This is a genomic window from Lachnoclostridium sp. An118 (genome assembly GCF_002160985.1).
GTDB lineage: Bacteria > Bacillota > Clostridia > Lachnospirales > Lachnospiraceae > Claveliimonas > Claveliimonas stercoravium.
Map to the genome: position 1 here is coordinate 54,625 of NZ_NFLQ01000003.1, position 22,903 is coordinate 77,527.

Here is a 22,903-nt window from a genome sequence, read left to right on the forward strand (position 1 = left end):
CCCTAATCAATCTGCCAGTCAACAGGCTCCACACCGTGCTCCTCAAGGAATGCGTTCGTCTTGCTGAAGGGCCTGCTGCCGAAAAAGCCCCTGAACGCGGACAGCGGACTCGGGTGAGGCGCCTCCAGTATGAGGTGCTTTGGATTGTGGAGCATAGCCTTCTTCCTCTGCGCCGGCGCTCCCCACAGAATGAACACGATAGGGCGGTCCTGTCCGTCCAGGGCACGGATGGCCGCATCCGTGAACTCCTCCCAGCCGATCCCCCTGTGGGAGTTGGCCTGGTGGGCCCGCACCGTCAGCACGGTATTGAGCATCAGCACGCCCTGCCTGGCCCATTTTTCCAGATATCCGTGGTCCGGGATGGCACAGCCCAGGTCATCGTAGAGCTCCTGGTAGATGTTGACAAGAGAGGGCGGGATGGCCACCCCCTTCCGGACCGAAAAGCACAGGCCGTGGGCCTGCCCCACATTGTGGTAAGGGTCCTGCCCCAGTATGACCACCTTCACATCCTTTAAAGGTGTCAGGTGGAACGCGTTAAAAATATCATCCGACGGCGGAAAGACCAGGTGGGTCTCATACTCCTTCTTCACCGTCTCAAACAGTTGCTTATAATAAGGCTTTTTAAACTCTCCCTGGAGAGCCTCCAGCCAGTCATTGGAAATCGCTGCCATGGTCTGTCTTATCTCCTTTTTCTTTTCTGGACGCATCACAGGCGGACGGAAATCCCCTCACCTCTTAAGTATTCCTTCACTTCCCGTATCTCCAGCTCCTTGTAGTGGAAAAGAGAAGCCGCCAGGGCCGCGTCCGCGCCGCCCACAGTCAGGGCATCCTTGAAATGCTCCAGCCTTCCGGCTCCCCCTGAGGCGATGACAGGGATGGAGACCGCGTCCGCCACAGCCCTTGTCAGCTCCAGGTCGTAGCCCGCCTTGGTGCCGTCGCAGTCCATGCTGGTGAGGAGTATCTCCCCCGCCCCCAGCTTCTCCACCTTTGCCGCCCACTCCAGGGCATCGATCCCCACGTCGACCCGGCCGCCGTTTTTATAGATGTTCCAGCCTGTCCCGTCGGGACGTCTCTTGGCATCGATGGCCACCACCACACACTGGCTGCCAAACTTGTCCGCCGCCGCGGAAATAAGCTCCGGCGTCTGGATGGCCGAGGAGTTGATGGAGATCTTGTCCGCCCCCTCCCGAAGGAGCGCCCGGAAATCCTCCACTGTGCGGATGCCTCCCCCCACCGTAAAGGGGATAAACACAGTCTCCGCCACCTTGCGGACCATGTCCACTACCGTGGCTCTGGCGTCAGAGGAGGCTGTGATGTCCAGGAACACCAGCTCGTCCGCCCCGGCCTCGTCGTAGGCCTTTCCAATCTCCACCGGATCTCCCGCATCCCTGAGATCCACAAAATTCACACCCTTGACAACCCTTCCGCCGTTCACGTCCAGACAGGGAATGATCCGTTTTGTATGCATCTTCTCTGTACCTCCGTCTATAGTCCTACAAAATTCTCCAGCATGAGAAGCCCCGTGGAGCTGCTCTTCTCCGGATGGAACTGACAGGCAAACACATTGCCCTTCTCCACCGAGGCGTGTATCTTTGTCCCGTACCAGGTGACTGCCTTCACGATCTCCTCCTCCTGCGCCTCCAGGTAATAGGAGTGCACGAAATACACAAAGGGCTCCTCCGGGACTCCCTTAAACAGTCTTCCCTCTCCCGCAAGCTCCAGGGTATTCCATCCCATGTGGGGGATCTTCAGCCCCTCACCCCCGGGGAGCCTGCGTATCTTCCCTTTCAGTATGCCGAGTCCCTTCACACCCGGACTCTCCTCGCTCTCCTCAAAGAGGAGCTGCAGGCCCAGGCAGATACCCAGAAAGGGGGTACCCCGCTCCGCCACCTGGCGTATCACCTCCTCCAGGCCGTACCGCCGTATCTTCCCCATGGCGTCGCCGAAAGCTCCCACCCCGGGCAGGATCACCTTGTCCGCCTCCAGGATGCGCTCCCGGTCCCTGGTGATCTCCACCTCCTGGCCCAGGTAGTGCATGGCCTTCTCCACACTTTTTATATTTCCCGCATCATAATCAATAATCGCTATCATCCGTTTTCCCGGTTCCTTTCTGAATGTCTCACAGTGTATATACAGTTTTAGTCTACCATATTTTCTATTTCACATCCAGTTCAAACCAGAATTCAACGCCGTTATCGTAGTTTTTCACACCGTATTCCTGGTGGAAGGAGTCCATGATGGCCTTCACGATGGACAGACCGATCCCGTTGCCTCCGTACTCCCTCGTGTGGGCCTTGTCCACCTTGTAGAACTTTTCCCAGATATGGGGCACATCCTCCTCCGGGATGGGGGCGCCCGTGTTGAACACCGTCACCTTCACCTTCTCGCCGGTGGGAATGAGCTTCACGTCCACCACCCGGTCTCCGTCCAGGTGATTGAAGGCATTGCTCACATAGTTCCTCACCACCTGCTCCGCCTTAAACTCGTCTGCCCACACATAGACCGGCTCCTTCTGCCGGAACTGGACCCTGGCCTCCTTCTGCTGGGCCACGATCTCCATACTCTGGAGAACGCCCCGTATCAGCTCTGTCAGGTCAAAGCGCTGGAACTCCACATTTTCGTCCCCGAATTCCAGCTGGTTCAGGGTCATGAGGTTTTTCACCATCTGGTTCATCTTGGCAGCCTCGTCCATAATGACATCACAGTAAAACTCCCGGCTTTCCGCATCGTCGCTGACTCCCTCCCTGAGTCCCTCCGCGTATCCCTGGATGAGAGCGATGGGGGTCTTCAGCTCATGAGACACGTTCCCCATAAAATCCGTCCGCATCTTCTCCATTTTTTCCTTCTGCTCGATATCCTGCTGCAGGCGGAAATTTGCGTTCTTAAGCTCGGAGATGGTGCTCTGCAGCTTCTCGGACATACTGTTGAAATTCTCGCCCAGGACCCCTATCTCGCCCTCGCCGCCGCTGGTGTATTTCGCTTCAAAGTCAAGGTCCGCCATTCTGGCTGACAGGACGGCCAGTTCCCGCAGAGGCTCTGTGAGCCGCCTGGAAAAGTACCACACCAGGAGTATCCCTCCTGCAATGACTCCTATCCCCACGATGATAAGGAACCTGTAAAAGAGGACCATGGTCTCCTGGATACTCTCCAGGGGACTGCGGATGAAAATGTTGTAGGAGTCCCCCACCGTTCCCCAGAGGGCCAGGTAATCCACCTGCTGGGTCCCGTCCCGGAACTCCACCACCTGGTAATCATCGTTCCTCTCCATCACCTGGCTGTCAATCTTGTTGAAGAGGACTCCGGCCAGCTGCATCAGCAGCATCTGACTGTCATGGAGATTGGAAAATCCGCTCTCATTTGAAAAATTCCACACAATGTAGTAGAAATTGTACCGCTCTGCCGTGCGGTTGACCTGGCTGAGCTCATCCTCCGTCAGACTGCCGCTCCGGGTGATCTGGTCGATCTCATCGTACAGCTCCGCGAAATTAGCTTCCTTTTCCCGTATATAATAGGGCTCCAGACCGGAGCCCACCAGAAGCAGGAGGATGACCAGCATGCAGACGATAAGTCCCACGAACACGGCGATCATCTGCCTGCGTATTGAATGCTTCATCTACGCCACCTCAAATTTGTAGCCCATGCCCCAGACTGTCTTGATATAATTCCCCTTGTCGCCCAGCTTGCTGCGCAGCTTCTTCACATGGGTATCAATGGTCCTGGCATCGCCAAAATAATCATAGTTCCACACATTGTTCAAAATCTTCTCCCTGGAGAGGGCCACCCCTCTATTTTCCATGAAATACGTGAGGAGCTCAAACTCCTTGTAGCTGAGCTCCACCGGCTCACCGTCCAGCTTCACGATGTGGGCAGTCTTGTCCAGCTCTATGCCGCCGGCCTCCAGCGTCTCCTGAGCCTGCGCATCCCGGGTCCTTCTCAGGATGGCTTCCACCCTCGCCACAAGGATCTTGGGGCTGAAGGGCTTGGATATATATTCGTCCACTCCCAGGCTGAACCCCTGGAGCTCGTCCCGCTCCTCTCCCCTGGCCGTCAGCATGATGATGGGCACCCTGGAGGACTGGCGCACCTCCCGGCATACCTGCCATCCATCCATCCTGGGCATCATGACATCCAGGATGATGAGCGCAATGTCCCTGTTCTCATAAAAAATATCCATGGCCTCCATGCCGTCTCCGGCCTCAAAGACCTGAAAGCCCTCTCTCTCCAGGAAGTCACGCACCAGCTTGCGCATGCGGCTCTCGTCATCGACCACCAGTATTTTCATCTTTTCCATCAAAGCATACCTCCTGCCGCTTACCTTTTAGACTATTATACCAGTATTCTATGTTCCTTTTGTGAATTTTTTTCAGAAATGTGGTATAATGACTGCGATAAATGCAAGGAGGAGGGCAACCATGAACTGTCCCAGATGTGGAAACGAACTGAGAATAAGCAGAAAGGATCCCAGATTTGGCCTCTGTGATACCTGCAGAAAGAAGTACCGCCTGCCTGAGCAGAAGGCCCCTCAGGCACAGAAGGAAGAGGAGGAGCACTATCCGAAATACGCCAACATTCCGCCCAAAGCCGTGCGGGAAAAACGCGAGACCGAGATGCGCCGGGCCTACGACGAGCTTCTCGCCATCGGGAAAGAGGAGCGTGAAGGAAAGAGAGGCCTCTTTGGCCGCAGAAAAAAATCCAAATAAAATCTTTTCTATTTTGGGGGAACATGCTATAATAATCTGTGCTGTTTATCATGTTTGAGACGGGCAGCATGTTTCTGGAGACGTACCGAAGTGGCCGTAACGGGGCTGACTCGAAATCAGTTTATCGGTTTTATCGCCGGTACGAGGGTTCGAATCCCTCCGTCTCCGTTAAAATGACAGAGGGTGTCCCAAAAGTCATGCATTGACTTGAGGGGCACCCTCTTTTTGAAATATCTATCAAACGGTCTCTTCGTACAGGTCCGTGAAATAGTCCATCAGCTCGTTAAAGCAGTCCCACTCCCGCTTCACTGTGATGGTCTTCTGCTGCCCGCCCTGTTTGAAATCACGGCGCAGATTGCTGTACTCCCGGATGACCGCCGCGACTTCCACATCCCGGTTGTCCTTCTGCCGGATGTCTGTCACCCGGATGATATGCCATACATCCTTTCGCCCCGGCAGGTCCAGGATATCGGAAATCCCCCTTATCCGCCCTTCATAAAAGGCTCTGTCCTCCTGACCCCTGTCAGCTATATACTGCCCGATGAGCGGGAAGCCGAGTCTGGATACGGTGGTTGCGGCGGGCCTGTTCTGGTTCATGTACCGGTAACGGTACAGTCCCTGGTCGTAGATGTACACCCACTCTTTCCAATCTCCCGGGTCAATCACATGGACGCCCTGACGGCGCTCCTCTCTCGCCTTCTGCTCTTTATATTGTTCCAGCTTATCCTTCATATCCGAAGTTGTCTTCCGCGAGTACAGGGGGCTGCCCGCCATCTTCCGCTCCGCATCCCGCAGGGCCTCCTCATGGTCCGGACGCAGCTCCTGGCAGCGGGCAGCCACGCGGCCCTCCCCGTCCACGATCACGCCCCTGTAGTAGTCACACTGGTAGTCCTTGTGGTACACAGTCTCCACATCCGGAAAAAATGTCCTGTCTGTCTTCATAAAAATTCCCCCCTATACCTTTCTCCTTTTATCGGCGGAATGATCATCGGAAGTGCCAAAAGGCACATTCCGGGATCGTAAGCGGTCGCCAAGGTCTCGGGCAAGCCCGGACTTTGGTCCGTCGCCGTCACAAAAAAGGGAAACGCCTGCATACCAAGCGTTTCCCTTCGCTTCCAAAAATGGACCTGGCGGGAATCGAACCCGCGTCCGAAAGCCTTTCCATCAGAGCATCTCCCATCACAGTCATTAGTTTGACATTCCCTCTGCCGGCCGCCTAATGACAGGCTTCCGGTTTCAGTAGCTTCATAAAGTCTTCCATCCCCTCAAAGCTTTGAGGACGAAGTGCTCCGCCTTGTTGAAGCCGGGATCTTAAGCAGCGGATGACCTAAGGCCGACTGCCGCCAAAATTAGGCAGCGTACGCTAATTCTCTATTGTCTGCGTTTATATTTAATTGGAACTTTTAACGTAGTGTCCCGCTACGGATGGCTTCTCCAACTTCCAAACCCCCGTCGAAACCAGTACAAGCCCGAGCTGTCTGGCCGCAGACGTTTTTGTTGTCTCATTTATTATAGTAACAGACATCTGTCCTGTCAAGTCTTCCCCCGAAGGCTTTTTTACACCTTTTTCTCCAAAAGCCGCAGAGCCGCCTCCATAGCGTCCGCCGCCCTCTCCAGCGTCTCCACGGAAGCCGCGTAGGTGATGCGCAGATGCCCCGGCGCCAGGAAGGCGCTGCCCGGCACTACCGCTACCCGGGCCTTCTCCAGGAGGAATTCCGCAAGGGCCAGATCGTCCGCTATCCTCTTTCCATTATATGTCCGGCCCAGATAATCTGTCACATCCGGCAGGAGGTAGAAGGCTCCCTCCCCGCTTTGGCAGCGGATGCCCTCTATGCGGTTCAGCCGCTCGTGGAGAAAGAGGCGGCGTCTGTCGTACTCCGATGCCATTTCCCTGACACAGTCCTGGCTGCCCTGCAGCGCCGCGATCCCGGCCTTCTGGGAAATGGAATTGACGGAGGAGACCATCTGGCTCTGGACCACATTGACCGCCTGCACGACCTCCCGGTCCGCCGCCAGGTAGCCGAGCCTCCACCCTGTCATGGCATAGGTCTTGGAAAAGCTGTTGATGAGCACTGTCCTCCTTCTGGCGTCACGGGACAGGGCGCTTACACTCACGTGCGTCCGGCCCTCATACACCATGCACTCGTAGACCTCATCCGACAGGACATAAAAATCATGCTTCTGTGCGAGAAGAGCCAGCTCCTCCAGGCTCTCCTTGCTGTACACAGCCCCGGTGGGATTGTTGGGCGTGTTGATGATCACCGCCTTTGTCCGTCCCGTGACTGCCCGCTCGATATCTGCAAGGTCAAGGCTGAAATCCTCCGCCGTCCTCACAGCCACCGGCACGCCCCCGGCCATGCGCACCATCTCCGTGTAGCTGACCCAGCAGGGGCAGGGGATGATGACCTCGTCCCCCGGATCACAGAGGGCGAGGAGAGCCGCATAGATACACTGCTTGGCTCCCGGGCCCAGGGTGATCTCATCCGGTGCGTACTCCACATGGTTTTCCCGCATGAGCTTGGACGCAATAGCCTCTCTTATCTCCGGCACACCCATGACCGGCGTGTACCTTGTAAATCCTTCCTCAATGGCCTCCTTCGCCGCCCGGCAGATATGGGCCGGGGTATCAAGATCGGGCTCACCTACATTGAGCCCAATCACAGGGATGCCCTCCCTCCTCATTGCGGCTATGCGGTTGGTCAGCTCCACCGTCCTGGACGGCTCCACTTCCTGTATCCTCTTAGAAATCATAGGTCATTCCTCTCACTTATCATATGACTTATTATACAACCGCTTTAGCGCTTTATCAAGTTAAATTTATAAAATCATCCTGCTTTTAAAGTATCTTGAAGGCTCCCACAACGGGCAGCTCTCTCCTCACTCCCCGGCAGGCGTCTACAATGCCCACGATCATGAGGATAAAGAAGACAAGGCTCAGGATACCGCCCACCAGCTCAAGGGGCCAGACAGAGGAGAAAAACGCAAAGCCCAGGAATCCCCCTCCGGACAGGATATCTGCCAGGAGACTCCCGATCCATATCACAAGTCCCTGATCAATGTGGTGTCTCAGATATTCTGAGCTTTTGTTTCCCGCAAGAAGAGGCACGAGGACAAGGATCCCTATGTAGGACAAAACCGCCATCACCTTGTTCGCTCTCACGTCCTCCGGATGAAAATATCCCTCCCTTTGCTGGCCATACGGCCCCTGCTGGCCGTACTGGCTCTGCTGGCCGCCGTGATCGTAGTACTGCTGGTCCTGGCCCTGCCCCTGCTGGCCGTACTGGCCCTGGCCCAGAGGGATCTCAGCCCCGCAGCAGGGACAGAAGCGTATCCCGTCGTCCACCTTTGCTCCGCACTTCACACAATATGCCATCTTATCTTCCTCCTATGTGCACTGGATTTTTCTCGTCCTCCAGGCCCAGTATCTCTGCAAGGACTTCTATGATGATCTCATTTGTGCAGGACTTGATGTACCCCATCATGTGAAGGGATATCTCGTCCTGCCTCTGCTCTGCCGTCAACTCTGCCTTCGCGTTCGTCTCCTGGATGAGCGAAATGAGCTGAGGCGTCAGCTCCTCGTAGGTCTCAATGGTCGTCTGGGAGACCAGTTTTCTAAGCTCTTCTTTACTCACAGGTACCATACCAGTTCCTCCTCTATCCGAAGTTTCTCACCTTAAATTCCCGCTCCGCCTCTCTCTTCTGGTCCTTTTTGGCGATGTCCTGCCGCTTGTCGTAGAGCTTCTTGCCCCTTGCGAGGCCAATCTCCACCTTCACCAGGCTGCCTTTAAAATAAACCTTGAGAGGCACGATCGCAATACCCTTCTCCTTCATCTTGCCGGTCATCTTGTTGATCTCCGACTTGTGGAGAAGGAGCTTGCGCACCCGCAGGGGGTCCTTGTTGAAAATGTTCCCCTTCTCATAGGGGCTGATGTGCATGCCGTAAATCCAGACCTCCCCGTTCTCAATGCGGATAAACGACTCCTTGATGCTGCATTTTCCCATGCGCAGGGACTTGACCTCGGTCCCCGCCAGGGAGATGCCGGCCTCGTAGGTGTCCAGTATAAAATAGTCGTGATACGCCTTTTTATTATTGGCGATCAGCTTCCCGTCCGTCTTGTTTTTCGCCATCCTCCGGCTCTCCTTCCTTCACGATCTCAAAATCTATGGTCCTCTGCAGCCGGTCCGCCCCGATCACCCGCACCCGGAGCTTCTGGCCAAGCTTGTAGGCCCGGCCCGTGTGGCTGCCGATCATCTCGTATCTGTCCTCATAGTACTCATAGTGGTCATCCCTCATGGCTGTCACGTGGACCAGGCCCTCCACGGTGTTGGGGAGCTCCACGTACATGCCCCATTTGGTGATGCTGGAGACCACTCCCTCAAACTCCTGGCCGATATGCCGCGCCATGTACTCCGCCTTCTTCAGCTTCACGGTCTCCCGCTCCGCCTCCTCCGCCCGGCGCTCTGTCTGGCTGGCCTGCTTTGCCACCTCAGGCAGTATCCTTTCATAATGCTCCGCCTTCTTCTCATTCAGACGCCGGCGCAGGTCGTCCTTGATGATCCGGTGGATCTGCAGGTCCGGGTAGCGCCGGATGGGTGAGGTAAAGTGGGTGTAATACCTGGCGGCCAGCCCGAAGTGGCCTGTGTTCTCCGGCGTGTACTTTGCCTGCTTCATGGACCGCAGAGCCAGCCGGCTGATGAGGGCCTCCTGGGGCGTGCCCTCTATTTTCACCATGAGCTTCTGTATCTCCATGGGCTGCACCTTCTCACCTACGTGCATGGAGTAGCCGAAGTTGTTGATAAAGGTGGCCAGCGTCCTCATCTTCTCCTCGTCCGGAGCCTCGTGGGTCCTGTAGAGGAAGGGCACCTCCCGCCAGAAATACTCCTCCGCCACGGTCTCGTTTGCCAGCAGCATAAAATCCTCGATCAGCCGTGTGGCCGCATTTCTCTCGTAGGGCCTTATCTCCACCGGCTTCCCCCTCTCATCAAGGATGATCTTGGCCTCGGGAAAATCAAAGTCAATGGACCCTCTCCTGTGTCTCCTCTCCCTGAGTATACCGGAGAGCTGCTCCATCCGGGTGAGCATGGGTACCACGTCCCCGTATTTTTTCATCTCCTCCGGGTCCTCCCCCTTGAGTATCCTGCTGACTCCTGTGTAGCTCATGCGATGGTCCACACGGATCACCGTCTCGGCAATCTCGTGGTCCGTCACATCGCCGTTCTCATCTATGGTCATGATGCAGCTTAAGGCCAGCCTGTCCTCCCCCGCATTCAGGGAGCATATCCCGTTGGACAGCCGGTGGGGCAGCATGGGGATCACCCGGTCTGCCAGATACACGCTTGTCCCTCTCTTTAAGGCCTCCCGGTCCAGGGCGCTCCCCTCCTGCACGTAGTTGGCCACATCCGCGATGTGGACGCCCAGCACGTACCGGTCCCCCTCCTTTGTGAGGGAGACCGCGTCGTCCAGATCCTTGGCGTCCTCCCCGTCTATGGTGACCATCTGCCAGTCTCTTATATCCTTCCGGCCCGCCATGTCCGCCTCGCTGATGTGGTCCGGCACGCGGCCCGCCTGGTTCAGCACCTTCTCCGGGAACTCACAGGGCAGGTCGCTCCCCTTCACGATGGACATGATATCCACCCCGGGGTCATTCACATGTCCCAGTATCTCCAAGACCCGGCCCTCCGGCTTTCTACCGGAACCGCCGTAGGAGGTCAGCTCCACCACTACCTTGTGGCCGTCCACAGCTCCCCCGTCTTTTCCCTCCGGGATAAATACATCCTCCAGAAAGCGCCGGCTGTCAGGAACGACAAAGCCGTAGCTCCTCTTCTTTGACTTCTCATAGAGTCCCACCAGGGTGGCAGTGCCCCTCTCCAGGATCCTGACCACGCGCCCCTCCTGGCGGTGCCTGTGGCTGTCGCCTCTGCGCCCGTCCCGCCTGTGGCTGCCGTCCCGGGTCAGGGCCACCTCCACCGTGTCTCCGTGAAACGCGCCGCCGGTGTCGTCCTCCCCGATGAAGATATCCTCCTCCCGGCCTTCCACAGCCACAAATCCAAATCCCCTGGGATTGGCCTGGTACACGCCGGTGAGGGTCTGGGACTCGCCTTTACAGTATTTTCCTTTCTTGCTGACGTAAATCTTTCCCTCGTCCACAAGACTGTCCAGCACTTCCTTCAGCTCGGTCCTCTGCTCCTTTGATACCTGCAGGAGAGCCGCCATCTCCTTCAGCTTCATGGGTATATAGAAATCATCGCAGATAAATTCATAGATGAGTTTCTTTCTCTTCTCAAATGTCCCGTCCATCCTATCACTTCCCTTCTTCTGTAAGTGTGCCCTCGCGGAGGGCTTTTATCCCGCCGGACAGTCCAAAAAGGACTTGCCCGCAGAACAAAAAAGAACACTCCCGTCTATACAAACAAGAGTGTTCCGCTTTTGTATCTTTTCTCTGCTGTTTTACGCAAATACCTGCAAATTCAGGACTGCTGCCAGGACAATAAAGAGAATGGCAAGGAACTTGGTAGATTTCACAAGCGCTCCCTCCATGGAACGTCCTTTATTCTGGCCCCAGTATGTGTCGGCCATGCCTCCGATCGTTCCCAGTCCTGCCTGCTTGCCCTCCTGCATCAGAATGATGATGGTGAGCGCAATACAGTCTATAGCAAATATGATCATTAAAACCACTTTCAATATTTCCACCGTTAACACCTCCTGCGGATAAACCACATTTATTCTAGCACAAGGCGGTCCGTATGGCAAGATTTTTTTTACATCTGCTCCCTCTCCATCTCGTCCAGCAGCTCCATGTACTGGCCGCCAAAGAGGCTGTTCTTTCTCCATATGAAAGTGAAGTCGTGATATCTGGGAAAATCCTCCAGGTAAACCGGGACAAGCGAGCCCTCCTCCAGCTCCCGCAGCACTGCAGCCTCGTAGAGGAAGGCGATGCCGCCTCCTCCCTCCGCCATCCTCTTGATGGCGCCCATGCTGCTGATCTCCACCACATTGGAGAAATCATTGATACCCCAGCCCTTCTCCGACAGGGCTCTCTCCAGCACCTCCCTTGTGCCGGAGCCCGGCTCCCGGGTGATGAGGGTGCCCGTGAATATCTCCTGGAAGCTTCGGGGCGCCTCACGTTCCTCCAGAAACCCGGGGGCGCACACTCCCAGGTACCTCTCCCGCCTGAAGAGCCGGAAATCATAGTCCCTCTTCTCAAAGAAGCCCTCCACCAGGGCAAAATCTATCTCCCCTCTGTCCAGCCTTCCCAGGAGCTCCTCTGTGTTGGCGATGTACAGCCGTATCCTGGTGCCCGGATGCCTGCGGATATAGGAGGCCAGGTACTTCCCAATGACATACTCCCCGATGGTCATGGTGACTCCGAATGTAAGCTGCCTCCTCCCTGTCTTTCCCTCGTCAAACATCCGCCGCAGGGCCATGTCGTCGTGTTTCATAGTGGTGACAGCCCCCAGGAGGAGGCGCCCCTCCGGGGTGAGGCTGAGCTTTTTCCCGTGAAAGGAGAAGAGCTGCACCCCGTATTCTTTTTCAATAAAGTGGATATGCTGCGTGACAGCGGGCTGCGTGATATGCAGCTCCCGGGCCGCCTTTGTGTAGTTCATATGCCTGCACACTGCCAGAAAGGTATCCATCCTGAAATCAAGCACAAAAATCCCTCCTTCCCCATTCACCGTCTCCGGGCCGCCCCGCCTCCCTCCGCTCTGTGCCAGCGGCGGCAATCCAGCGGCGGCAACACTGTTCGATAAATTAGTATTATTGTATCATAATTTATTATAATTTTACATTATTATTTTGGCGTGCTACATTTATGGGCGGATAAAGGAAAACAACAAACAGAAAAGAGGTTTATCATGGAATTTTTCAGCAAGAACATAAAAGGGCTTTTGCTCTGTCTCGTCATCGCGGTCCCCGCCTGGTTCGCGGGACTTGCATTTCCCGTCATCGGAGGTCCGGTCATCGCCATCATCCTGGGCATGATCGTCACCCTCTTCATCAAGGACAGCTCCTCCTTCCAGGCCGGCATCAGCTACTGCTCCAAAAAGGTCCTCCAGTACGCGGTCATCCTTCTCGGCTTCGGCCTGAACCTGTCCGTGATCCTGGAGACCGGGCGCCAGTCCCTCCCCATCATCCTGTGCACCATCGCCACATCCCTTGTCATCGCATTTGCCCTCAGCAAAGTCCTGCATATCCCGGGGAATATCTCCACTCTCGTGGGGGTGGGCTCCTCCATCTGCGGGGGATCGGCCATCGCGGCCACCGCCCCGGTCATTGACGCGGACGACGAGGAGGTGGCCCAGGCCATCTCGGTGATCTTTTTCTTCAACGTGCTGGCAGCTGTCCTCTTCCCACACTTCGGAAATCTTCTGGGCTTTTCCCAGACAAGCGGGGAGGCCTTCGGCATCTTTGCCGGCACGGCCATCAACGACACCTCCTCGGTGACGGCGGCGGCCTCCACCTGGGATGCGATGTTCGGCCTCGGCTCCGCAACCCTGGACAAGGCTGTCACGGTAAAGCTGACCCGGACCCTGGCCATCATCCCCATCACCCTGGTGCTGGCATTTTACCGGGCAAAAAAGGAAAAATCTTCCGCAGGCAGCTCTGTCAGCCTGAAGAAGATCTTCCCCTTCTTTATCATTTATTTTGTCATCGCATCCATCATCACCACAGTGGCCACAGGCCTTCTCGGCGTGCCGGCGGACTTCTTCTCACCTCTCAAGGAGCTGAGCAGGTTCTTCATTGTCCTGGCCATGGCTGCCATCGGCCTTGGCACCAACATCGTCAAGCTGGTGAAGACCGGCGGAAAGCCCATCATCCTGGGCCTTTGCTGCTGGGCCGGCATCACCGCCGTCAGCCTCGCGCTGCAGCACGTGCTGGGCATCTGGTAGGTCAGACGCCGTACCTGGCGGCTTCCCCCAGTTTCTCCTCAATGCGCAGGAGCTGGTTGTACTTGGCGGTCCGCTCCGCCCTGCAGGGCGCGCCTGTCTTGATCTGTCCCGCGTTGAAAGCGACAGCGATGTCCGCGATGACAGAGTCCTCCGTCTCCCCGGAGCGGTGGGATATGATGGTCCTGTAGCCTGCATTTCGGGCTGTCTCTATGGCGTCAAAGGCTTCTGTGAGGGTGCCTATCTGATTGACCTTGATGAGGATGGCGTTGGCCACGTCTCGGTCGATCCCCTTGCGGAGCCTTTTTGTATTGGTCACAAAGAGGTCGTCCCCCACAAGCTGCATGTCTCTTTGAAGCCGGGCGGTGAGCAGCTCCCAGCCGTCCCAGTCCTCCTCGTCCAGGGGGTCCTCGATGGACACCACCGGGTAGTCGCCGGCCAGCTCTTCATAGTAGTCGATGAGCTCCTCCACAGAGCGGGCCACTCTGTATCCGTGCATCCGGCTCTCCCCCTCGAACACGTACTTTTTCAGCCTTTTGTCATACAGCTCCGAGGCGGCCACGTCCAGGGCGATGCGCACATCCTCTCCCGGCATATACCCGGCCGACTGGATGGCCTCCTGGATAAAGCCCAGGGCCTCCCCGGCGTCCTTCATGTTGGGGGCAAAGCCGCCCTCGTCCCCCACCGCCGTGCTGTAGCCGTGCTTTTTCAAAAGTCCTTTCAGGTGCTGGTACACCTCCGCGCACATCCGCAGCCCCTCCTTAAAGCAGCAGGCGCCGCAGGGCATGACCATGAACTCCTGGATATCGATGGTGTTGTCCGCATGCCGCCCCCCGTTCATGATGTTCATCATGGGGACCGGCAGGGTCCTGGCGTGCACACCTCCCAGGTAGGCGTAGAGGGGAAGCTGCAGCGCCTCCGAGGCGGCTCTGGCGACTGCCATGGAGACGCCCAGGATGGCGTTGGCCCCCAGGCTCCTCTTGTTTTCCGTGCCGTCCAGTCTGGTGAGCAGCCGGTCGATCTCCATCTGCTCCAGCACGTTTTTCCCCACAAGCTCCGGCGCGATCCGGGCATTCACATTGTCCACAGCCCGCTCCACGCCCCGTCCCCCGTAGCGCTCCTCCCCGTCCCTCAGCTCCACCGCCTCGTATTTTCCGGTAGATGCCCCCGAGGGGACGCTGGCTCTTCCCACATATTTCCCACCGGCAAGAACCTCCACCTCTATCGTAGGATTTCCTCTGGAGTCAAGGATTTCTCTTGCGTATACGTCTGTGATCGGTAAATACTGATACAACATCCTGCTCCTCCTTTTTGTCTTCATCTTAAAATACTTTCAGCCGGAACTTAGTATATCCGTTTTCACAGACGAAGATGCGCTGCATCACTCATGCAGCGCATCTTTTCTCATCATACTGTTTATGATATTTTTATGCCTCCACAGCCAGGTTCTCCGCGTGCATCACGTCCACGACCTGGTCCACGTACTTCTCGCAGAGCTCGTCTGTCTCCGCCTCCACCATGACGCGGATCACCGGCTCTGTCCCGCTCTCCCGCACGAGGATACGGCCGTTGTCGCCGAGAGCCTCCGTCACTTCCTCCACAGCCTTCACGACCGCCGGGTTCTCGCGGGCTGTCTTCTTGTCCGTCACCCGCACGTTCTTCAGGAGCTGGGGATAGATACGGACCTCCTCCGTCAGCCTGGCAAGGCTCATCTTCTTCTCAAGCATCACTTCCATGACCATCAGGGAGGTCAGGATGCCGTCGCCTGTGGTGGCATGCTTGCTGAAGATGATGTGCCCGGACTGCTCGCCGCCCAGGGAGAAGTTGTTCTTCACCATATTTTCGTATACGTATTTGTCTCCCACAGCCGTCTTCTCATACTTCAGTCCCGCCTTGTCGCAGGCCTTGTAAAGACCCAGATTGGACATAATGGTGGTGACAATAGTATCCCCGTTGAGCCGGCCGTTTTCTTTCATGTATTTTCCGCAGATGTAGAGGATCAGATCCCCGTTCACCTCGTTGCCGTTCTCATCCACAGCAATGCAGCGGTCCGCGTCCCCGTCAAAGGCAAAGGCCACGTCCAGGCCGTTATCCTTCACATACTGCTTCAGCACGTCGATATGGGTGGAGCCACAGTTCAGGTTGATGTTGAGACCGTTGGGCTCATTGTTGATGACGTAGGTCTTCGCCCCCAGGGCGTCATACACGCTCTTGGCGATCATGAACGCACTTCCGTTGGAACAGTCAAGCCCCACTTTCATCCCCTCAAAGGACCTGGTGGCAAGCGAGATGAGATAGCCCACATAGCGGTTCCTTCCGGCCACATAGTCTGTCGTGCGGCCGATCTGGTCCCTTTTGGCCAGGGGCAGTTCTCCTGTCTCCCCATCAATATATGCTTCAATCTTCTCTTCCACCTCAGCCTCCAGCTTGTGGCCTTTGCCGTTGATCACCTTGATCCCGTTGTCATAGAAGGGATTGTGGCTGGCGGAAATCATGATGCCGCAGTCAAAATTCTCGGTCCTTGTCACATAGGACACGCTGGGAGTGGTGGTCACGTGGAGAAGGAAGGCGTCCGCGCCTGAGGCTGTCAGTCCGGCTGCCAGCGCGTACTCAAACATATAGCTGCTGCGCCTCGTGTCTTTTCCGATGACCACCCGGGCTCTGTGCTCCTGTCCGTAGTACCATCCGAGAAAGCGCCCCACCTTGAAGGCGTGCTCCACGGTCAGGACCTCATTTGCTTCTCCCCGGAAGCCATCTGTTCCAAAATATTTTCCCATTTGAATGATCTCCTTATCGCAGATATGATTTTGGCCGATTGTCCGTTTTTTTTGCACAATCGGCCACATCCTTGTATATTATACTGCGTTTTCCCTAAACATACAACTACTTTTCTAGTGATGGAACAGGCGGATGCCGGTGAATGCCATCACCATGCCGTGGCTGTTGCAGGCCTCGATGACATTGTCATCCCGGACAGAGCCTCCCGGCTGGGCCACATACTTCACGCCGCTCTTATGGGCTCTCTCAATGTTGTCGCCAAAGGGGAAGAAGGCGTCGGAACCGAGGGCCACGTCTGTCAGCTTGTCCAGCCACTCTCTCTTCTCCTCTTTCGTGAACACCTCCGGCTTCACCTTGAAGGTCTGCTCCCATTTTCCGTCTGCCAGCACATCCATGTACTCGTCCCCGATGTACAGGTCGATGGCGTTGTCTCTGTCGGCCCGTCCGATCTTGTCCAGGAACTGCAGGCCCATCACCTTCGGTGACTGGCGCAGCCACCAGTTGTCCGCCTTCTGTCCGGCCAGCCTGGTGCAGTGGATGCGGGACTGCTGTCCTGCCCCGATACCGATGGCCTGTCCGCCTTTCACGTAGCAGACGGAGTTGGACTGGGTGTATTTCAGGGTGATCATGGAGATGGCCAGGTCTATCTTTGCCTCTTTGGGCATCTCTCTATTTTCTGTCACAATGTTGTCAAAGAAATCGTCCCCGATGTGGAGCTCATTTCTGCCCTGCTCAAAGGTAACGCCGTACACTTCCTTGTGCTCCAGAGCTGCCGGCACATAGTCAGGGTCGATCTGGATGATGTTGTAGTTCCCTTTTTTCTTCTGCTTCAGTAGCTCCAGCGCCTCCGGCTCATACCCGGGGGCGATGACACCGTCAGACACCTCCCTCTTGATGAGGCGGGCTGTGTCCACGTCACAGACGTCGGAAAGGGAAATAAAATCTCCGAAGGAGGACATCCTGTCCGCCCCTCTCGCCCTTGCGTAGGCGCAGGCCAGAGGAGAGAGCTCTCCCAAGTCGTCCACCCAGTAGATCTTTGCCAGCGTGTCCGTGAGGGGCAGGCCCACCGCCGCTCCCGCCGGAGACACATGCTTAAAGGAGGTGGCTGCCGGAAGTCCGGTGGCCTCCTTCAGCTCCTTCACCAGCTGCCAGCCGTTAAAGGCGTCAAGAAAATTGATATACCCCGGCTTCCCGTTCAGCACTGTGATGGGGAGCTCGCCCCCGTCCGCCATATAGATCCTGGACGGCTTCTGGTTGGGGTTGCATCCGTATTTCAGTTCCAGTTCCTTCATTTCTTATCCCTCCGCAAATCGTGTTCTCTTTATCCGTGTCAGTTTATTTATTCTTGTTGATGATCTTTGACTCGTATGTGCCTGTAGCAATGTCAATGTACCGCACAAACAGGGAGACCCTGTTGTCCTCGTTGAGGCTGCTCCACAGCGTGTCCGCAAAGGCGTCCATGTCGTCCGGGATGGCGATACGCTTCGGCTCTCCCTCAAAGCTTGGAAGAGGATTGCCATCATGCATGTAGGTGTGGATGAAATGTCCCTCCCCCGGCACGGCATTCTCGTAGGCAAATGTATAGCGGCAGCAGCTTCCCGGGTCGCCGTTCCTGCTCTTTAAGATGGACATGGCGTAATTGAATTTTCCGCCCTCCACGTGCATGATGCCGGAAATGCGGGGCGTGTAGTTGGGCGCGTCGGGCTCAAACTCACGGCTGCGCAGAGACTGCTCAAAGGTCATCTGCCTGTCCATTCCCTCATAGATGGTATCGGTCTGGTCCCCGTTTGTGACGATAGTCTTATTTCCAAGGACCCGCACAGGGGCGTAGATGATCAGGCTCGGGTCTGTCAGCTTCGACTCGTCGAAGGCCTGGGTGCGGATGCCCTCCCCGTCCTCCACGAAGACCCGGTTCCGGCTGTTCTCGCTCCTGCCCATGATAAAATAGGCTGTGACAGCTTTTTTGCCGTCGGCGCTCCTCCCGATGATGATCCCTCTTCCGGGGTAGGAGTTTTCCTGTAATTCTTTTTCAATTGACAACATTTCCATGAGTGACTCTCCTCTTTATCTTGTATTTGCTGGTTTCCCACTCTCTCCATTATATAAGATATACGAATATTTTTCCACCATTAATCAGTATTCGTTATAAAAGAAAAGCAGGGAACAGTCTGTCACTGCTCCCTGGCACCTTTTACGCTATCACATATCGGCTGATGGCTTTCACGACTTCCTCACAGCTCTCATCAGAATAAATACACAGCTCCAGAACATTTTCCAGTCCGAGAGCCAGTATTCCGAGCAGTGATTTGGCGTCAACAACCTTTTTGCTGCTCTTCTTCAGATCCATGTCGCACTCATACCTGGATACAACATTGGTAAAATCCATCACCTCTTCCGGCGTCCTGAATTGTACTTTCACCTGATCCATACAACTTCTCCTTTTCCAAAAATTTTCTTAAAACTATATATTCTTTTCTGTCTGTCTCTGTTCTGCCAGCTTCTATCATATAGGATTATTGCCCGGATGGCAGGCAGATATTTTTAAAAAAGGAGTAATTTTTTAATCTTTTTTTGTCTAAAGATGTATTTTTCTGTACTCCAGGGGGAGCATCCCCTCCTCCTCCCTGAAAATGCGGCTCATATACTTGGGGTCCGTGTATCCGGCCGCGTCCGCAATCTGGGTCAGCTTCATATTTGTGCTCACGAGGAGCTCCTTTATCTTGTCCATGCGGACCGCCTTTATGATCTCGGTAAAGGTGCTCCCTGTCTCCTTTTTAAGCCGGGTACTCAGGTACTCGCCGGACACGCCCAGCTTGGAGGCGATCTCCTCCAGAGTGATGCCCTGGCTGTAATATTCCAGTATCAGCCTCCTCGCCTTCCGCACAAGAAGACTCTCCTCACCCTCACTGTCCTCCCCGCCCTCCAGGGTATCGGCCAGCCCTGCAAAAATCTCCCGTATCTGCTCCCAGGTCACCGCCTCCAGTATCTCCTCCATCTGCCTGGACATCTCCGCCGCCCCGGGGACGGTGCGCCCGCACTCGCCGGCTGTGTGGCAGACCATGTTAAAATACCGGAAGCATCCCTCCTTGACCTGTCTTGGCTGAAAACGCCCTTCCTCGCAGTAGGAGAGAAAGCTCCGGATACAGCGGCCCAGCCCGCCGCTGCTTTGATGGAGGGCCTGCTTTGTCCTTGTCTCGATATCCAGAGGATATTTAAATGGGTGTCCCTCCTGCTCCCTCTCCTCGTACACGATAAGCCTTCCCGGCCCCTCAGCGAGGCTGCGGTCCAGAGCGCCGCACAGCCGCACAGCGGCCTCGTGGAAGCCGGCCAGGCCGGCGCACCAGGTCAGACCCATGACCGCCTTTCCCCGGGTCAGCCCGGAAATCATGGGAACCGCCGTCTTTTCCAGATACTCCCGGATCTTCTCCTGATCCGCCGCCTTATAGAGAGCTGCCAGCACAAGCTGCCTCTTTTCCCGCCCCAGGGCGCAGACAGAAAACAGGCCGCAGCTCTCTCCCAAAGGCTCCAGAGCCCCCCGCACAGTGTCTTTGTATGCTCCGTATTTCTTTCCAAGCCAGACGACGAAGATTCCGGTCAGACCGTCCGGGAGAAGGCCGTATTCCTCCTTCAGCCTTTTTCTCACATAGGGATCCGCCTCCACCTCCCCGGTCAGGGCCGAGAGGAAGGCCCTTTCGGGAGTATACCGGCTCTTTTCCTCCTCTTCCTGCCGGATGCGGGCCTGCGTCAGCCGCAGGACATCCTCCAGCTCCCTGACCTTCACAGGCTTCAAGAGATAGCTCTCCACTCCCAGGTCGATCGCTGTCTTTGCGTACTCAAAATCCGAGTAGGCCGACAGCACCACAGCCCGGCAGGGATTCCCTTCACTGCGCAGCACTCTCAGCATGGTCATCCCGTCCATGCCGGGCATGCGGATGTCCAGTATCACAAGAGCCGGATGCTCCCTCCGTATCAGCTCCAGCCCCTCTCGGCCGTCAGCTGCCGTGCCGGCCACCTCATAGTCCGGGCTGATCTTCGGGAGCAGTCCCGCCAGCCCCTTGCGGATGGCCGCCTCATCCTCCACGATCACGATCTTCATGTCCATCCACCTCTCCTTCTGATGCAGGAATATAAATGTGAACTCTTGTAAATTTACCCTCCACGCTCTCAAACCGCAGATAGGCTCTGTCTGAATAGTACAGCCGCAGACGCTTCCGCACGTTCTCCACCCCCACATGCCCTGTCCAGCTCCGGGTCCTCTCTTCGTCCATCAGTCTGGCAAGGTCCGGGCCGTCCATCCCCCGGCCGTTGTCCTCCAGCTGGATGTGGAGCATCCCGTCTTCGAGAGTCATGCGTATCTCCAGACGGCACTCCCCCTCTCTGCCCCGGAATCCGTGGCGGATACTGTTCTCCACGAAGGGCTGCAGGAGAAGCTTATGTATCTTCATATTCTGTATCCGCTCAGGGACATCCACCGTCACCTTGATCTCTTTGCCCAGCTTTTCCTGCTGCAGCAGCACATACTGCCCAAGCCAGTACAACTCTCCCCGGACGGGCGACTCCTCCCCGGCATTGATGACCGAATAGCGGAGGATATCCGCCAGGGCCCCCACCATCTCACTGATCTCCATCTCATCCTTCTCGATCGCCTTCCAGTTGATAGTGTCCAGCGTATTGTAGAGAAAATGCGGGTCAATCTGGGCCTCCAGGGCCTGCAGCTCCGCGTTTTTCTGTTCCTCCGCTGTCTGCCTGAGCTTCCTGATGAGCTGCTCTGTCTGCTCTGCCAGACCGTTAAATCCCGTTGCAATGGTGTTCAGCTCATAGGGACTCTTTGGATTTTCCTCCACGCGGACAGAGAAGTCCCCCTCCCTTGCAGCCGCCATGGCTCCCGCTATCCTCCTCACGGACCGGACCATGGGCGCGCTCAGCAGAAAGGCAACGACAGCCAGGACCGCCATGACGGCAAGACCGATGAGCACCTCAAAGGCAAGCTGGCTGAACAGGGTATAGTGGTACCGCTCCAGGGAGTACATCTCTGTGATCCTCCATCCCGTGTCCTGCTGGGTCAGGCTCTGTATGTAGTAGTCCCCTCTGGAAGCCTCCGCCGGAGACTTCCCTGTCTCCCCGCGTTCTGTGGAGGCAACGATCACTTCTCCGTCGCTCACAAAGCTCTTTATCCCCTCCTCCCCTGCCAGGGTATCGCGCAGGACTTCCACATCCACCCAGAGCGCCAGTGTCCCCGCGCCTTCTTCCTCCGTGGAGACCGAAAGGCGGCGGAACACCCCGAACACATACCTGCCGTTCTCCTCCGCCGCGTCTCCCCCGGCCGGACCGCTGTAGGAGAATGTCCTCTCTCCGTCTGTCTGCAGCCTCCATGCGCGCACTGCCTCCTCCATCCAGCCGTTCCCCTCCAAATACCGATCCGGCTGGTCGAAGAAAAAGGCACTGTCCTCCAGCAGCAGGGCTGCCCCCGCTGCCCCGGAGCTCTGGCGGACCATCTGCTCCAGGCACCCATTTATCTTCTCATTTTCTCCACCTGTCAGCTCCTGTCCCTGCGCCGCCCTCTCCGCAGCCGCCAGGAGGTCTCCGTCCGCAGCCGCCTCATCCAGGAGCGTCCTGTATCTCTCCAGCGTGATATCCATCAGCTTTTCCGATTGTGCCAGGTCACTGTCCACCTGCTCTTCATACCGGTCCACAAGGATACCGCGCAGGCTGACCAGAGCCAGGATGGAGAAAAGAAAAAGAGGAACTGCCGCCAGGAGCAGTATGATAGGCAGCAGCTTCCTCTGAAAGCTTCTTTCTTTTTTCATTTATACATCCTTCTCGTGCGCATACAGACGACTCTCATCCTGAAACATCACCGTGCCGACACCGGCCACGCTGAAGAACTCCAGCAGCAGGGCATGCTCCATCCTTCCGTCCAGAAGGTTGACGCGGTCCACCCCCCGCTCAATTGCCTTCAGCCCCCGCTCCACTCTGGAGAGGACACCCTCTGTCACCCTGCCCTGGCTGAGCATCTCCTGCACCTGTGCCACGGTCAAGCGGCTGTAGACCTCCGTCCTGGCCTCGTCCTTCCATATCCCTCTGTGGGAGGAGAGATAGACCAGCTTGTCCGCCTTCAGTCCCACGGCCACATCCAGGGCCGCATCAATAGGATTTATCTCCACGTTCTCCGTGTCGATGTCATTGGGCATGATGACAGGGATATACCCGTTGTCCAGCATGATGGCAGGGGTCTCCATATCCATGCCGCAGATACCCACCGCCTTGGTGCCGCACAGCTCCAGGAGCTTGGCGATCCTTTTGTTCTCCCGGAATTTGTCCACGCCGATGGGACAGCCGTGCACCACCACCGGCTTCATGCCAACGGTCTTCAAGAGGGCGATGTCCCTCATCAGCTCCTGCTCTCCCACCGGGCTCATGTATTTCCTGCAGCCGTACTCGATGACCGCCACCTGCCGGTTGAAATCCCTGATATAGGGGAGGGCGTCTGTCAGCACCTCCGCCTTTTTCTCTACCTGTTCCAGTATCATCCGCTCCAT

General features: G+C 56.4%; 23 protein-coding genes, 1 tRNA gene and 1 other RNA gene. 3 read left to right on the forward strand and 22 right to left on the reverse strand.

Features of this window, described 5'->3' with window-relative positions; genetic code table 11:
* Positions 1 to 2: 2 nt before the first annotated feature.
* From B5E62_RS03235 to B5E62_RS03255, 5 genes are all read right to left on the reverse strand, one after another.
* The gene (locus B5E62_RS03235) at positions 3 to 671 is read right to left on the reverse strand and encodes a uracil-DNA glycosylase (protein WP_087173422.1); all 669 of its coding nucleotides are present in this window, start codon (positions 669 to 671) and stop codon (positions 3 to 5) included.
* 35 nt (positions 672 to 706) lie between these two features.
* Complete coding sequence (gene hisF / locus B5E62_RS03240) at positions 707 to 1,468, reverse strand: imidazole glycerol phosphate synthase subunit HisF (protein WP_087173308.1); 762 nt, start codon at positions 1,466 to 1,468, stop codon at positions 707 to 709.
* Between the two features lie 17 nt (positions 1,469 to 1,485).
* A complete protein-coding gene (gene hisH / locus B5E62_RS03245; RefSeq protein ID WP_087173309.1) occupies positions 1,486 to 2,091 on the reverse strand; it encodes an imidazole glycerol phosphate synthase subunit HisH in 606 nt (201 codons plus the stop codon).
* A gap of 64 nt (positions 2,092 to 2,155) precedes the next feature.
* Complete coding sequence (locus tag B5E62_RS03250; protein WP_087173310.1) at positions 2,156 to 3,613, reverse strand: sensor histidine kinase; 1,458 nt, start codon at positions 3,611 to 3,613, stop codon at positions 2,156 to 2,158.
* Positions 3,614 to 4,291 (reverse strand): response regulator transcription factor, encoded by a 678-nt coding sequence (locus B5E62_RS03255; RefSeq protein ID WP_087173311.1) that lies wholly within the window; start codon positions 4,289 to 4,291, stop codon positions 3,614 to 3,616.
* Between the two features lie 121 nt (positions 4,292 to 4,412).
* On the opposite strand from B5E62_RS03255, the gene B5E62_RS03260 reads away from it, so the two are divergent.
* On the forward strand, positions 4,413 to 4,700 hold the full coding sequence (locus B5E62_RS03260) for a hypothetical protein (RefSeq protein WP_087173312.1): 288 nt from the start codon (positions 4,413 to 4,415) through the stop codon (positions 4,698 to 4,700).
* Positions 4,701 to 4,776: 76 nt separating this feature from the next.
* Positions 4,777 to 4,868 (forward strand) — tRNA-Ser (locus B5E62_RS03265).
* 69 nt (positions 4,869 to 4,937) lie between these two features.
* Here B5E62_RS03265 and B5E62_RS03270 read toward each other — a convergent pair.
* The 9 genes from B5E62_RS03270 to B5E62_RS03310 form a co-directional block, all read right to left on the reverse strand.
* The gene (locus B5E62_RS03270; protein ID WP_087173313.1) at positions 4,938 to 5,642 is read right to left on the reverse strand and encodes a hypothetical protein; all 705 of its coding nucleotides are present in this window, start codon (positions 5,640 to 5,642) and stop codon (positions 4,938 to 4,940) included.
* Positions 5,643 to 5,819: 177 nt separating this feature from the next.
* Positions 5,820 to 6,171: a transfer-messenger RNA gene (ssrA, locus tag B5E62_RS03275) on the reverse strand.
* A gap of 86 nt (positions 6,172 to 6,257) precedes the next feature.
* Positions 6,258 to 7,451, reverse strand: coding sequence for a pyridoxal phosphate-dependent aminotransferase (locus tag B5E62_RS03280; protein WP_087173314.1), 1,194 nt, complete (start codon positions 7,449 to 7,451; stop codon positions 6,258 to 6,260).
* Between the two features lie 85 nt (positions 7,452 to 7,536).
* The gene (locus tag B5E62_RS03285; RefSeq protein WP_087173315.1) at positions 7,537 to 8,073 is read right to left on the reverse strand and encodes a zinc ribbon domain-containing protein; all 537 of its coding nucleotides are present in this window, start codon (positions 8,071 to 8,073) and stop codon (positions 7,537 to 7,539) included.
* A gap of 1 nt (position 8,074) precedes the next feature.
* Entirely contained in the window at positions 8,075 to 8,341 is a 267-nt protein-coding gene (locus B5E62_RS03290; protein ID WP_087173316.1) for a hypothetical protein, read from the reverse strand.
* Between the two features lie 13 nt (positions 8,342 to 8,354).
* Positions 8,355 to 8,828 (reverse strand): SsrA-binding protein SmpB, encoded by a 474-nt coding sequence (gene smpB, locus B5E62_RS03295; protein WP_087173317.1) that lies wholly within the window; start codon positions 8,826 to 8,828, stop codon positions 8,355 to 8,357.
* Positions 8,788 to 10,998 carry a ribonuclease R gene (gene rnr, locus B5E62_RS03300; protein WP_087173318.1) on the reverse strand — a complete coding sequence of 737 codons (2,211 nt, stop codon included), beginning with the start codon at positions 10,996 to 10,998 and terminating at the stop codon, positions 8,788 to 8,790. Before rnr ends, smpB begins: the two co-directional genes overlap by 41 nt.
* Positions 10,999 to 11,148: 150 nt before the next feature.
* Positions 11,149 to 11,391, reverse strand: coding sequence for a preprotein translocase subunit SecG (gene secG / locus B5E62_RS03305; protein ID WP_087173319.1), 243 nt, complete (start codon positions 11,389 to 11,391; stop codon positions 11,149 to 11,151).
* 68 nt (positions 11,392 to 11,459) lie between these two features.
* Positions 11,460 to 12,350 (reverse strand): LysR substrate-binding domain-containing protein, encoded by an 891-nt coding sequence (locus B5E62_RS03310; protein WP_087173320.1) that lies wholly within the window; start codon positions 12,348 to 12,350, stop codon positions 11,460 to 11,462.
* A 204-nt stretch (positions 12,351 to 12,554) separates the two neighbouring features.
* Between B5E62_RS03310 and B5E62_RS03315 the strand changes: the two genes are divergently transcribed.
* Positions 12,555 to 13,589 carry a YeiH family protein gene (locus tag B5E62_RS03315; protein WP_087173321.1) on the forward strand — a complete coding sequence of 345 codons (1,035 nt, stop codon included), beginning with the start codon at positions 12,555 to 12,557 and terminating at the stop codon, positions 13,587 to 13,589.
* A gap of 1 nt (position 13,590) precedes the next feature.
* Here B5E62_RS03315 and eno read toward each other — a convergent pair whose 3' ends face one another.
* The 8 genes from eno to B5E62_RS03355 form a co-directional block, all read right to left on the reverse strand.
* On the reverse strand, positions 13,591 to 14,880 hold the full coding sequence (gene eno, locus B5E62_RS03320; protein WP_087173423.1) for a phosphopyruvate hydratase: 1,290 nt from the start codon (positions 14,878 to 14,880) through the stop codon (positions 13,591 to 13,593).
* A gap of 133 nt (positions 14,881 to 15,013) precedes the next feature.
* The gene (gene glmM, locus B5E62_RS03325; protein ID WP_087173322.1) at positions 15,014 to 16,363 is read right to left on the reverse strand and encodes a phosphoglucosamine mutase; all 1,350 of its coding nucleotides are present in this window, start codon (positions 16,361 to 16,363) and stop codon (positions 15,014 to 15,016) included.
* A gap of 114 nt (positions 16,364 to 16,477) precedes the next feature.
* On the reverse strand, positions 16,478 to 17,656 hold the full coding sequence (locus tag B5E62_RS03330; protein WP_087173323.1) for a phosphoribosylaminoimidazolecarboxamide formyltransferase: 1,179 nt from the start codon (positions 17,654 to 17,656) through the stop codon (positions 16,478 to 16,480).
* Positions 17,657 to 17,699: 43 nt separating this feature from the next.
* A complete protein-coding gene (locus B5E62_RS03335; protein ID WP_087173324.1) occupies positions 17,700 to 18,413 on the reverse strand; it encodes an IMP cyclohydrolase in 714 nt (237 codons plus the stop codon).
* A 142-nt stretch (positions 18,414 to 18,555) separates the two neighbouring features.
* The gene (locus B5E62_RS03340) at positions 18,556 to 18,792 is read right to left on the reverse strand and encodes an HPr family phosphocarrier protein (RefSeq protein ID WP_087173325.1); all 237 of its coding nucleotides are present in this window, start codon (positions 18,790 to 18,792) and stop codon (positions 18,556 to 18,558) included.
* A 147-nt stretch (positions 18,793 to 18,939) separates the two neighbouring features.
* The gene (locus tag B5E62_RS03345; RefSeq protein WP_087173326.1) at positions 18,940 to 20,466 is read right to left on the reverse strand and encodes a response regulator; all 1,527 of its coding nucleotides are present in this window, start codon (positions 20,464 to 20,466) and stop codon (positions 18,940 to 18,942) included.
* Positions 20,435 to 22,171, reverse strand: coding sequence for a sensor histidine kinase (locus B5E62_RS03350; protein ID WP_087173327.1), 1,737 nt, complete (start codon positions 22,169 to 22,171; stop codon positions 20,435 to 20,437). The genes B5E62_RS03345 and B5E62_RS03350 overlap by 32 nt, the downstream gene beginning before the upstream one ends.
* Positions 22,172 to 22,903 (reverse strand): amino acid kinase family protein, encoded by a 732-nt coding sequence (locus B5E62_RS03355; protein ID WP_087173328.1) that lies wholly within the window; start codon positions 22,901 to 22,903, stop codon positions 22,172 to 22,174. It abuts the gene before it with no gap.

Bases quoted from the DNA above. Each gene is read 5' to 3' on its own strand.
- B5E62_RS03330 (WP_087173323.1), bottom strand. From the start codon at position 17,656: ATGAAGGAACTGGAACTGAAATACGGATGCAACCCCAACCAGAAGCCG.
- B5E62_RS03290 (WP_087173316.1), bottom strand. From the start codon at position 8,341: ATGGTACCTGTGAGTAAAGAAGAGCTTAGAAAACTGGTCTCCCAGACG.
- B5E62_RS03255 (WP_087173311.1), bottom strand. From the start codon at position 4,291: ATGGAAAAGATGAAAATACTGGTGGTCGATGACGAGAGCCGCATGCGC.
- B5E62_RS03280 (WP_087173314.1), bottom strand. From the start codon at position 7,451: ATGATTTCTAAGAGGATACAGGAAGTGGAGCCGTCCAGGACGGTGGAG.
- B5E62_RS03315 (WP_087173321.1), top strand. From the start codon at position 12,555: ATGGAATTTTTCAGCAAGAACATAAAAGGGCTTTTGCTCTGTCTCGTC.
- hisF (WP_087173308.1), bottom strand. From the start codon at position 1,468: ATGCATACAAAACGGATCATTCCCTGTCTGGACGTGAACGGCGGAAGG.
- B5E62_RS03260 (WP_087173312.1), top strand. From the start codon at position 4,413: ATGAACTGTCCCAGATGTGGAAACGAACTGAGAATAAGCAGAAAGGAT.
- B5E62_RS03285 (WP_087173315.1), bottom strand. From the start codon at position 8,073: ATGGCATATTGTGTGAAGTGCGGAGCAAAGGTGGACGACGGGATACGC.
- B5E62_RS03350 (WP_087173327.1), bottom strand. From the start codon at position 22,171: ATGAAAAAAGAAAGAAGCTTTCAGAGGAAGCTGCTGCCTATCATACTG.
- B5E62_RS03345 (WP_087173326.1), bottom strand. From the start codon at position 20,466: ATGGACATGAAGATCGTGATCGTGGAGGATGAGGCGGCCATCCGCAAG.
- glmM (WP_087173322.1), bottom strand. From the start codon at position 16,363: ATGGGAAAATATTTTGGAACAGATGGCTTCCGGGGAGAAGCAAATGAG.
- smpB (WP_087173317.1), bottom strand. From the start codon at position 8,828: ATGGCGAAAAACAAGACGGACGGGAAGCTGATCGCCAATAATAAAAAG.
- B5E62_RS03250 (WP_087173310.1), bottom strand. From the start codon at position 3,613: ATGAAGCATTCAATACGCAGGCAGATGATCGCCGTGTTCGTGGGACTT.
- hisH (WP_087173309.1), bottom strand. From the start codon at position 2,091: ATGATAGCGATTATTGATTATGATGCGGGAAATATAAAAAGTGTGGAG.
- rnr (WP_087173318.1), bottom strand. From the start codon at position 10,998: ATGGACGGGACATTTGAGAAGAGAAAGAAACTCATCTATGAATTTATC.
- B5E62_RS03235 (WP_087173422.1), bottom strand. From the start codon at position 671: ATGGCAGCGATTTCCAATGACTGGCTGGAGGCTCTCCAGGGAGAGTTT.
- B5E62_RS03270 (WP_087173313.1), bottom strand. From the start codon at position 5,642: ATGAAGACAGACAGGACATTTTTTCCGGATGTGGAGACTGTGTACCAC.
- B5E62_RS03355 (WP_087173328.1), bottom strand. From the start codon at position 22,903: ATGGAGCGGATGATACTGGAACAGGTAGAGAAAAAGGCGGAGGTGCTG.
- B5E62_RS03335 (WP_087173324.1), bottom strand. From the start codon at position 18,413: ATGGAAATGTTGTCAATTGAAAAAGAATTACAGGAAAACTCCTACCCC.
- B5E62_RS03340 (WP_087173325.1), bottom strand. From the start codon at position 18,792: ATGGATCAGGTGAAAGTACAATTCAGGACGCCGGAAGAGGTGATGGAT.